This is a genomic window from Microtetraspora fusca, from assembly GCF_001570365.1.
Taxonomy (GTDB): Bacteria; Actinomycetota; Actinomycetes; order Streptosporangiales; family Streptosporangiaceae; genus Microtetraspora; species Microtetraspora fusca.
Genome location: NZ_BBYK01000066.1, coordinates 1 through 8057, shown reverse-complemented (window position 1 = coordinate 8057; position 8057 = coordinate 1). Strand labels below are relative to the sequence as shown.

Annotated in this window: 8 protein-coding genes; 3 read left to right on the top strand and 5 right to left on the bottom strand. The window is 70.2% G+C overall.

Annotated elements, in window-relative coordinates:
• Window positions 1-320: NAD-dependent epimerase/dehydratase family protein (locus AWQ68_RS45365; protein WP_245656257.1), on the bottom strand; the 320-nt coding region annotated here is incomplete at its 3' end.
• A gap of 343 nt (window positions 321-663) precedes the next feature.
• Between AWQ68_RS45365 and AWQ68_RS31235 the strand changes: the two genes are divergently transcribed.
• Window positions 664-2187 (top strand): aldehyde dehydrogenase (NADP(+)), encoded by a 1524-nt coding sequence (locus AWQ68_RS31235; RefSeq protein ID WP_066947303.1) that lies wholly within the window; start codon window positions 664-666, stop codon window positions 2185-2187.
• Between the two features lie 43 nt (window positions 2188-2230).
• On the opposite strand, the gene AWQ68_RS31230 is transcribed toward AWQ68_RS31235, so the two are convergent.
• The 4 genes from AWQ68_RS31230 to AWQ68_RS31215 all read right to left on the bottom strand — a co-directional run bounded on the left by AWQ68_RS31230 (window position 2231) and on the right by AWQ68_RS31215 (window position 6255).
• The gene (locus tag AWQ68_RS31230) at window positions 2231-2740 is read right to left on the bottom strand and encodes a DUF402 domain-containing protein (protein WP_066947296.1); all 510 of its coding nucleotides are present in this window, start codon (window positions 2738-2740) and stop codon (window positions 2231-2233) included.
• A 109-nt stretch (window positions 2741-2849) separates the two neighbouring features.
• Window positions 2850-4535, bottom strand: coding sequence for a ribonuclease J (locus AWQ68_RS31225; RefSeq protein WP_066947293.1), 1686 nt, complete (start codon window positions 4533-4535; stop codon window positions 2850-2852).
• A gap of 136 nt (window positions 4536-4671) precedes the next feature.
• Complete coding sequence (gene dapA, locus AWQ68_RS31220; protein ID WP_084464598.1) at window positions 4672-5589, bottom strand: 4-hydroxy-tetrahydrodipicolinate synthase; 918 nt, start codon at window positions 5587-5589, stop codon at window positions 4672-4674.
• Window positions 5590-5937: 348 nt separating this feature from the next.
• Entirely contained in the window at window positions 5938-6255 is a 318-nt protein-coding gene (locus AWQ68_RS31215) for a hypothetical protein (protein ID WP_066947502.1), read from the bottom strand.
• Between the two features lie 127 nt (window positions 6256-6382).
• Between AWQ68_RS31215 and AWQ68_RS31210 the strand changes: the two genes are divergently transcribed.
• Both AWQ68_RS31210 and AWQ68_RS31205 read left to right on the top strand, forming a co-directional pair.
• Entirely contained in the window at window positions 6383-7120 is a 738-nt protein-coding gene (locus tag AWQ68_RS31210; protein ID WP_066947289.1) for a GntR family transcriptional regulator, read from the top strand.
• A 52-nt stretch (window positions 7121-7172) separates the two neighbouring features.
• Window positions 7173-7865 carry a JAB domain-containing protein gene (locus tag AWQ68_RS31205; protein ID WP_066947287.1) on the top strand — a complete coding sequence of 231 codons (693 nt, stop codon included), beginning with the start codon at window positions 7173-7175 and terminating at the stop codon, window positions 7863-7865.
• Window positions 7866-8057: the final 192 nt, after the last annotated feature.

Sequence of the window (8057 nt, the reverse complement as noted above, 5' to 3'; positions counted from 1 at the left end):
CTGCTGGCGAAGACGATCCGCTCCGCGCCCGCGAGCCGCGCCGCCTCGAAGACCCGGTATGTTCCCTCGATATTGGCGTCGAGCACGCTCTCGAAGGACGCGCCCGTCGAGGGGTCGCCCGCCAGGTGGACGACGGCGCGCACGCCCTCCATGGCGCGGGCGAGCGTCGCGGGGTCGGTGATGTCGCCGACGACCTGGTCGACGCCGGCGTCCTCGATCGGGGCCCGGTCCGTGAGGCGCAGCCGGTGCCCGAGCGCGGGCAGTCCCCGGCGCAGGCAGGTGCCGATGTGACCGGCGGCCCCGGTGATGAGCGTGATCATGTACCGACACTAGCCGCAGCGTGACGACGGCCGAAACCCCGCCTCCTCATGGGCCGGTCCTCTTCGGCCCGACCGGGAGTCGGCGGGACGAGGTTGGGAGCTCAACCGCGGAGGGCGGCTGACTGTGGTCTCGCTCTTGCGCACATCCACCACCCCGTCGCCGGGCGGGTCGTGCGACTCGCTGGCGATAGGGGTGCGCCCCGCCCGCGCCTCAGGTCGGCGGAGGTTATCCACAGGCCGGTGACACCGGTCACCTCGTCGCGAGCCGCCTGGTGCAGGATGGGTCCAGCCGCCCGCGCCCCTCCGGCGGACCGCGTGAGATCGTGATTGGAGACCCGCACCGATGACCCTTTGGAGCGTCGACGCCCGCACCGGCGACCGCCGCGGCGAGTTCGCCGAGTCATCCGCCGATCAGGTCGATCTGGCCTGCCGGACCGCCGAGGCGACCCGGCGAACGCTGGACGAGGCGGGCCCGCGCGGCCGCGCGGAGCTGCTGGAGGCGATCGCCGCCGAGCTGGAGGCGGCCAGGGACGCGCTCGTCGCCGCCGCCGACGCGGAAACCGCGCTCGGCGTGCCGCGGCTGACCGGCGAGGTGGGCCGGGCCGCCGGGCAGTTCCGGCTGTTCGCCGAGGCGTTGCGCGAGGGGTCCTTCCTGGACGTGCGCATCGACCGGCCCGACCCCTCGGCGACGCCCCCGCGCCCCGACCTGCGCCGCATGAACGTGCCCGTCGGCGTGGTGGCCGTGTTCTCCGCGAGCAACTTCCCGCTCGCCTTCAGCGTCAGCGGGGGCGACACCGCGAGCGCGCTCGCCGCCGGCTGCCCGGTCGTGGTCAAGGCCCACCCGCTGCACCCCGAGACATCGGAGCTCGCCCTGGCGGCGCTGCGCGCCGGAGCGCGCACGGCCGGCCTGCCCGAGGACGTCGTCCAGCTCGTCCACGGCCAGGACGCCGGGATCGCCCTGGTCCGCCACCCGCTCGTGAAGGCCGTGGGCTTCACCGGGTCGGTCCCCGGAGGCCGCCACCTGCACGACGTGGCGAAGTCGCGGCCCGAGCCGATCCCCTTCTACGGCGAGCTGGGCAGCCTCAACCCGCTGGTGATCACGCCGGGGGCGGCCGAGGCGCGCACCGCCGAGATCGCCTCCGGTCTGGCCGCGTCCGCGACGCTGGGCTCCGGGCAGTTCTGCACCAAGCCGGGCCTCGTCCTCGCCCCCGCCACGGACGCGGGTCGCGCGCTGGTCGAGGCGCTGGCCGCGCACTTCACCGAGACGGGGCCGCAGGTGCTGCTCGGCGACAACATCCGCCACGGGTTCGCGTCGGGGGCGGACGCCCGTTCCTCGCTGCCCGGCGTGACCGTCGCCGCCACGGGCAAGCCCGGGGACGACCGGCAGGTGGCCGCGCGTCTGCTGACCGCCCCCGCCACGCTGCTCGCCGACGGGAACGCCGCCGAGCTGCTCCTTGAGGAGTGCTTCGGCCCGCTCACCGTCGTGCTGACGTACCAGGACGAGGACGAGCTGGTCGCGGCGCTGTCGGCCACGCCCGGCAATCTGACCGCCACCCTGCACAGCGAGCCCGGCGAGGAGAAGTTGGCGACGCGGCTGACGTCCGTCCTGCGTGACCGCGCCGGCCGGCTGATCTTCAACGGGTACCCCACCGGCGTCGCGGTGTCCTGGGCCCAGCAGCACGGCGGGCCGTACCCCTCGTCCACCGAGCCGGCCACGACCTCGGTGGGGCAGGCGGCGATCTTCCGCTTCCTCCGGCCGGTGGCCTACCAGGACACTCCCCCGGCCCTGCTGCCCGAGGCACTGCGCGACGACAACCCGCTGCGGGTGCCCCGCCACGTGGACGGCGTCCTGGACCTGCCGCACTGACCCCCAGCGGCCGTCCAACGGCCGCGGTGGCCGCCGGAAGGCGTCAGCTGACCAGGGAGAGCCACCGGTGGTGGGCCCCTCCGAAGGGGCCCTCACCGCGCCGTACCGCGTCCATCAGCCAGGCGGCCGATCGCTCCGCCTGGCTGATGATCTCCACGGGATAGCCGTACAGCACCTGGTGCTCGGCGAACTCGTCCTCGTCGTCGAGATGCAGGCGGCCGTCCTGGAAGCGCAGCACGTCGAGATCCAGATCGACCATGGTCACCTCGCCGTCGCGCCACTCGGGCACGGTGGTGACATCGCAGTAGATCGCCGTCTTGTGGTCGGCGGGGTTGAACGTGGCCGTCCACCACGCCTGGTGGGGGAACAGGATCACGAACGGCCGCTCCCACACGACCGGCGGCTCCTCGCCCCTGCGGGCGCTGGTCCCCGCCGGGCACCCCACCCACACGCCGAACTCGTCGTCTCCGAGCAGGCGCGCCGGATGGTTCCAGTGCAGCGACCCGCCGTATTTGCGGTAGACGACCCTGACCTGATCCGCCTCGGCCGTCACGCGGCCCCTTCCTCACGTACGTCGATGATCGCTTCGAACGTACGCGCCGGCGCACCGGTCACACAAGGCGAGGAGCACCGGGCACACACGGTGCCCGGTGCTCCTTCCGCTATACCTCGACCACCACAGGGATGATCATCGGGCGGCGGCGGTAGGTGTCGCTCACCCACCGGCCGACCGTACGACGGACCGCACGGCGGATCTGCTGCACGTCCGCGACCCCGTCGGACGCCGCCTCCTGAAGGGCGGCCTCGATCTGCGGGATGACCCCGTCCAACGCGTCCGGATCGATACCGGAACCGCGCGCGGTGATCTCGGGACCGCCGGTCAGCTTGCCGGTCGTCGAGTCGACCACCACGACGACGGAGATGAAGCCCTCGTCGCCGAGGATGCGGCGGTCCTTGAGCGCGACGTCCGTGATGTCGCCGACCGACGTCCCATCAACGAACACGTAGCCGCAGGAGACCGCCCCCGTGATCCGCGCCTGACCGTCGACGAGGTCGACCACCACGCCGTCGTCGGCGATGACGATGTTCTCGTCGGGCACGCCGGTCAGCCGCGCGAGCTGCGCGTGCGCCCGCAGATGCCGCCACTCCCCGTGCACCGGCATGAAGTTCGACGGCTTGGTGAGGTTCAGCACGTACAGCAGCTCACCGGCCGCCGCGTGGCCGGACACGTGGACGCGGGCGTTGCCCTTGTGGACGACTCGGGCGCCCCAGCGGCTCAGGCCGTTGATGACCTTGTTGACCGCCGTCTCGTTGCCCGGGACCAGCGAGGACGCCAGCAGGACGGTGTCGCCGGCGGCGATGCGGATCGGGTGGTCGCGGTTGGCCATCCGCGACAGCGCGGCCATCGGCTCGCCCTGGGACCCGGTGCAGATCAGCACCACGTCCTCCGGCGGCCACTCCTCGATCTCGCGGGAGTCGACCAGCAGCCCGGCGGGCACGTGTAGGTAGCCGAGGTCGCGGGCCACCCCCATGTTGCGGACCATGGACCGGCCGATCAGCGCCACCTTGCGGCCGTGCTTCTCCGCCGCGTCCATGATCTGCTGCACGCGGTGGATGTGCGAGGCGAAGCTCGCCACGATGATCCGCTTCTCGGCGGTGCGGAAGACGTCGTCGATGACCGGGGCGATGTCCCGCTCACTGGTGACGAAGCCGGGCACCTCGGAGTTCGTCGAGTCCGACATCAGGAGATCGACGCCCTCGGCCCCCAGCCGGGCGAACCCGCCGAGGTCGGTCAGCCGCCCGTCCATCGGGAGCTGGTCCATCTTGAAGTCGCCGGTGTGCAGCACGATGCCGGCCGGCGTCCTGATCGCGACCGCGAGGGCGTCCGGGATCGAGTGGTTGACCGCGAAGAACTCGCACTCGAACGGCCCGAACCGGCGCCGCTCCCCCTCGACGACCTCGACCTTGACCGGCTGCATCCGGTGTTCGGTGAGTTTGCTCTCGATCAGGCCCAGGGTCAGCCGCGACCCGACCAGCGGCAGGTCCCGACGCTCCCGCAGGAGGTACGGCACCGCGCCGATGTGGTCTTCGTGGGCATGGGTCAGGACGACCGCCTCGATGTCGTCCAGTCGGTCGCGGATGTAGTCGAAGTCGGGCAGGATCAGATCGATGCCCGGCTGCTCGGGATCGGGGAAGAGTACCCCGCAGTCCACGACGAGCAGGCGGCCGTCGAACTCGAAGACCGCCATGTTGCGGCCGATCTCCCCGAGACCGCCAAGCGCGACGATGCGCAGGCCGCCCGTGGGCAGCGGCGGCGGAGGACCGAGCTCAGGATGCGGATGGCTCATGCGAACTCCTCGATCCGCCCGCCGCGGGTTCCGATCGCTCCCCCGCTCACCGGATCTCCCCGCCGGTCGGCTGGATCCCCCGGAGGTCGCGACCGTTATGTCTGGTGATGCGCTCGCTCATTCGTCTCCATCGTTACTAGCTATCTGCAAGCTTCAGGCCGCCCGCGACGAGGTCCACGCGCAGCATCGCGATCTGCTCCTCCGTCGCGTCGACGAGCGGCAACCGCATGTAACCGGCGTCCTGGCCGATCAGACGCAGCGCCGCCTTGGACGTGATCGCCCCCTGGGTCCGCGTCATGATGCCCGCGACCACGGGCAGCAGCCTGCGGTGCACCTCCAGGGCGCCGGCGACGTCCCCGGACCGGTAGCGCTCGATCATCGAGGCGAGGTCCGCGCCGGCCACATGACCCACCACGCTGACGAACCCGGCGGCGCCCACGGACAGCCACGCCAGGTTCACCAGGTCGTCCCCGGAGTAGAACACCAGGTCGGTGGCCGTCATGACCTGCGAGCCCGCGAACAGGTCGCCCTTGGCGTCCTTCACGGCGACGATCCGGGGATGCTGGGCCAGCCGGATGAGCGTCTCGGTCGCGATGGGCACCCCGGTCCGGGCGGGAATGTCATAAAGCATCACTGGAAGGCCGGTAGCGTCAGCCACAGCGGTGAAATGACGATAAAGGCCCTCTTGCGGCGGTTTATTGTAATAGGGAGTCACCACCAACAGACCATGCGCTCCGGCGCGCTCGGCGGCCCGGGCGAGTTCCACGCTGTGATGCGTGTCGTTGCTGCCGGCCCCTGCCACGACCGTGGCCCGGTCACCCACCGCCTCGACCACCGCGCGGAGGATGCGCTCCTTCTCGTCGTCGGTGGTGGTGGGAGACTCTCCGGTCGTGCCGCTCACGACGAGCCCGTCGTTGCGCTGCTCGTCGACCAGATAGGCGGCGAGACGCTGGACACCCTCATAATCGACGGCTCCGTCCTTGGTGAACGGGGTGACCATCGCGGTCAGCATGCGGCCGAAGGGGGCGTCAGAGGTTCCAGTTGGCGATGCCATAGACCGAACGCTACCCGGATCCTCGGAATCGGTGGACCTCGCCACCCCGTTACCCGGACGGCCCCGTACGGACCGGGTCAGGACGGGATGGAAAGAGGCCGCTGATATGTGCTCGGGGGTACACAGATCAGCGGCCTCTACTCCAACAATCGCCGCGCCTTACGAGCGCGTTACACGTAACAGACGAGAATTTTTCGAATCTCTCGCCCGGTGACGTTCTCCCAGGTCACAGGCACCCTGGGCAGCTTGACCAAGTCACGACCGTCTCTCGTGCCGTACGGCGCGGGCGCGGCACCGGCCGGGCGCCTCACCGACTCCGTCCCCGTCCTGGCGTGGGCCCGCTCACGATCATCGGGCCTCGCCGAGCAGCAGCATGAGCCAGAGGGCCTCCATCTTGGCCGTGACGAGCCGATCGCTCTCGTGCACCCGCGCCCCGTCGGGTCCGCGTACTGTCCGGCGGATGAACAGCAGACCGCCGGAGTGGCACAACTCATAGATCGTCGCCTTGCATTCGCAGGTATGCCGACGGACCCGGACACGGTCGCTCCGCTGGGCCGGGGCGAGCCAGCGGATCTTCTCGTGCCCCTTTTGCGCCGGAGCCACGTGAACGCCGTGATACGGCTCGGGAATCGGGTTTTCCGGAACGGCCGCGGGGGGCGTCTCCATCTCCGGCGCACCTTTCACCATCTGATCCGTAAAGTTGGAGTCACAGACAGGGACCATTACTCTGGGTTGTCCATCGGATACGCCAAGATTGGGCGACCGCATCAAAGCCCACCCCCAGGGATGGATGATGGCCAATTCCGATCCGGTCTACCTGCGCGTTGTCGAGGACATTCGACGTCAGATCGTCGATGGCACTCTGCCGCCGGGTGCACCGATCCCCTCACGTCACCAGATCACGCGGAAATACAGCGTCGGCGAGACCGCGGCCCGGCACGCGTTGCGCGTGCTCGCGCACGAGGGTCTCATCGTCGGCCGTGTCGGCTCCGGCCACCGCGTCCGGGAGAAACCGACATTGCTCCCCCTCTACCGAAGTCGCCTTCCCGACACCCTGGCCACGCTGCCGTCGGAGATTCAGGGGGGCGGCTATCGCCCCACCTGGAGCTGGCGCAGCGAGCTTTCGGAGGCTCCTCCGGAAATCGTCCAGCGCCTGCGGCTCGGGCAGGGCAGTCAGGTGACCAAGGTCTTCCACGTGGTTCGCGGCGACGGGCGGCCGATCCAGCTCGCCACGTCGTATGAGCTGCTGGAGTTCAGCCAGGGACAGGCTCCCGACGAGGGCACGACGGAGCGCAAGAGCGTTCTGGAACGCCTGGCGATCTCCGGAACGAAGATCACCGAGATCAGCGAGAGCGTTCATATCCGGGTCCCCCAGCCGACCGAGAGCGATCTGCTCGAACTCCCGGCCGGGGTCCAGGTAATGCACGTCGAGCGCACCCACTGGACCGGCGACCGCCCGGTCGAGACCAGCGACATCGTCATACCGGGCGACAGGTTCCGCCTGGTCTACGGGATCCCGGTCCAGCTCTGACTGTCGGTGGCCGCTGGTAGAACCGATCCGGATTCCCCGTCCGGAGGTGGCGATGCGCGTCAAGGATCTGCCCGTGGCCGACCAGCCCCGAGAGCGTCTGCTCGCCTCGGGCCCGGCCGTACTCGCCGATCGTGAGCTGCTCGCGCTGTTGCTCGGCTCGGGCAGCAAGGGCGCCAACGCCGTCGAGCTGGCCTCACGGCTCATCGCCCACTGCGGCGACCTGGGAGAGCTGGCCCGGGCCGAACCCCATCGCCTGCTGGCGGTTCCCGGTGTGGGTCCCGCCAAGGCCGCCCGCGTCGCCGCCGCATTCCAGCTCGTACGGCGTGCCCAGGCCGAGCCGGAGCGGACCCGCATCACCTGCTCGGGGGACCTGGCGGCAGCCGCGGCACCACTCCTGCACGGCCAGGCGAGGGAACGCCTGGTCGTGCTCGTCTGCGACGCCAGGGGCAACGTCCTGCGGCGGACCCTGGCCAGCGAAGGGGGCAGCGACCACACCCCCGCGCCCGTTCGCGACATCATCGCCACCGTCCTCGTCTCCGGCGGGGCCGCCTTCGGCCTCGCCCACAACCACCCCAGCGGCTCCCTTGAGCCCAGCCGGGCCGACCTGGAGGTCACCGCACGCCTCCACGAGGCGGCCGAGACCGTCGGCCTGCGCTTCCTCGACCACGTGATCGTCACCGACACACGCTGGCGCCGTATCCCGTCCCCTCCTGCAAAGAACGCCTCGCAGCACGATGGACCTTAACTCACTCGACCGCATTGGTCTAGTACACGTATGCATAAGTGAGCCAGGTGTCTGCTTTGTGGGTAGACGTACGGTTTCGCCTATCATGCGGTTGTGCTTGATCGCGAGGGACCCGTACCCGTCTACAAGCAGATCGCCGAGATCATCCGAGAGCAGATCGATCAAGGCGATCTGACACCAGGCGACGCCGTA

Coding starts and splice junctions, on each gene's coding strand:
- AWQ68_RS31225 (WP_066947293.1), bottom strand. CDS start 4,535: ATGAGCCATCCGCATCCTGAGCTCGGTCCTCCGCCGCCGCTGCCCACG.
- AWQ68_RS31235 (WP_066947303.1), top strand. CDS start 664: ATGACCCTTTGGAGCGTCGACGCCCGCACCGGCGACCGCCGCGGCGAG.
- AWQ68_RS31215 (WP_066947502.1), bottom strand. CDS start 6,255: ATGGAGACGCCCCCCGCGGCCGTTCCGGAAAACCCGATTCCCGAGCCG.
- dapA (WP_084464598.1), bottom strand. CDS start 5,589: ATGGCATCGCCAACTGGAACCTCTGACGCCCCCTTCGGCCGCATGCTG.
- AWQ68_RS31210 (WP_066947289.1), top strand. CDS start 6,383: ATGGCCAATTCCGATCCGGTCTACCTGCGCGTTGTCGAGGACATTCGA.
- AWQ68_RS31205 (WP_066947287.1), top strand. CDS start 7,173: ATGCGCGTCAAGGATCTGCCCGTGGCCGACCAGCCCCGAGAGCGTCTG.